The 2,035-nt window shown below is 62.4% G+C and carries 2 protein-coding genes; both read right to left on the reverse strand.

The genetic code is table 11. The features are described from left to right. Positions 1-1,046, reverse strand: a 1,046-nt coding sequence (locus tag EN991_RS33965) for a serine hydrolase (RefSeq protein ID WP_245461151.1), incomplete at its 3' end; no start/stop codon positions are given. Beyond that, a partial coding sequence (locus tag EN991_RS33970) for a M23 family metallopeptidase (protein ID WP_164769584.1) occupies positions 1,015-2,035 on the reverse strand: 1,021 nt, incomplete at its 5' end. The genes EN991_RS33970 and EN991_RS33965, both read right to left, overlap by 32 nt.

The following is a 2,035-nucleotide window of genomic DNA, read 5'->3' on the forward strand; positions in this document are numbered from 1 at the left end:
ACCCAACCGAGTGCCATCGCATCCATCGGCGCGCCACCGTCGTCGAGGCCCAGCGCCGGAGAGAGCCCATCCCTCCGGACTAGGCTGGCGTGGTCGATAATGCGGCGTGCATCGTCCTCGGAGCCGCCTTGAGCCAAGTGCCAGGCGATCCACTTCAGCATATCGTTGGGCGTCGTATAAAGCCCCGAGGCGCATTCCATCGTCATCGGTGTCGGCACGAAGGGAAGCGGCGTGCCGTCGAAATTGTGGCCCTGCATCAGCCGGCCCTCGTCACCAGGTCGCGGATTGAAGACCGTGTCCACCATGCCGCGTGGCCGCAACACGCGCTCCTCCAAGACGGTAGCGTACGGCTTGCCAGCCGCTCCGCTGAGCGCCAGTCCCAGGAGGTCGAAGCCCAGGTTCGAATAGAGCGCGCCAGTTCCGGGAGGAAACAGAAACGGCTCCCCGTGCATGGCTGCGATCATCGCTTCCTTTGTGTGGCCGGCGTAGGGATCGTTGGGTGTTCCACCTGCCTGGGCCATCTCGCGCGGCAGGCCGGATGTCTGTGTCGCGAGGTCGATGATCCTTAGGGTCCGCCCATCCTTCTCCGGCACCACGAAACCGTCAGGCAGGTGCGTCTGAACAGGGTCAGTCAGGCCGATCTCTCCTTTTACCAACAAACTGGCGAGAGCGTCTCCGCAAAATGCCTTCGAAATGGATGCCACTCGCATCATTGTGTCGGCATTCGGCTCTATGCCGGATCCGCGGACCGTTTCGCCGAAACCGGCAAACGCCGTCTCGCCGTTGCGAACGCCGGCGATCACCAGACCCGGCGCGCCTGAACTCACAAAAGCGAATGTACCGGTGAATTCGACCGATTCGTCCAGCAGCCGATCGGCGTTTGCAGGACTTGCGCAGGTAAGGACGGCAGCGGCAAGGAAAAGACGTAAGGGTATTGTGCGGGTGGCGGTCATCGGCTTCGAGCTCACCATTTCGGAAATCAGGGCGGACTGTCCACTGCCTTTTACAAGGCGATCACTGTGGCCAGTCAACAACAGAAAGGTCAAGCGGCAGCGCGTCTTCCAGATTCTGGGGCGGGACGCGCGGCGTAAGCGTCATCGGCGATCCGGTCGCTTCCGCCTTGTCAAAATCCTCGGTGGTCTCGCCGACCGCGGTGATGGTAAAGCTGTCGAACACATAGGGGAGGCCGTCCGAGGCCAACGGAGAAGCGCTGTCCATCACATGCAGGTGCAAATGCGGCGCTTGACTGTTCCCGGTATTGCCGACTTCGCCAATCTGATCGCCGCGCTGCACCTTGTCTCCGAGCTTCACCTTAACGCTCCCCGGCCGCATGTGGGCGTAGTTGACGAACAAGCCCGAGCCGATGTCGAGCACGACGAAGTTTCCGTCGGCCTCGTCAATCGGCAAGTTGGCGGGCAGCGCACCGGGCACTTGGTCCTGCAAGTCGTCGCGCGTCCCGACCACGGTGCCGTCGGCAACGGCAAGGAGAGGCTTGCCATAGATGTGGTAGTTCGCAGGAACCTTAAGGTCGCCCACGACCAGCGTGTTGTTGTCGTCGATTTGCTCCCAGTCGATAGCGAAACGCTGGGCAAGGTAGAACTTGCCGTCGAGCGACAGCAGGGCGCGGACATGGCGGATGGAATCGCAGCAGCCGTCAGCCGCGACATAACCCTTGCCGCGCAAAGGCGGCCCAAGAGCCACCGGTGCCTTCGCAACGACGGCACCCTCGCCAATCGTCACCGTCATGTCGGCGCCGATGACCGCGAAAAACGCCGTGATCTCGTGGGTAATGCGAGCCGGAACCGCCGCGCCGTCCGCAAGCACGACATGCAGAAAGATGACGGCGAACTGATAGGCGGCCAACTCGCGGTTTTCGTTGCCGCGGCTTGCGCCCGGCGTGACGCGCGTGCGCAATTCATCCGGGCCGAGTTCTGCAAGCGGTGCTCCGCTGTCGGCATCGACGACCTTGAGCTTCTCGAAACGGACATCGCCGCCAGTGATATTCGTCACTGCCAGTTCGTAGACGATGTGACGC

It is taken from the genome of Mesorhizobium sp. M7A.F.Ca.US.005.03.2.1, assembly GCF_003997795.1.
Classification (GTDB): Bacteria; Pseudomonadota; Alphaproteobacteria; order Rhizobiales; family Rhizobiaceae; genus Mesorhizobium; species Mesorhizobium ciceri.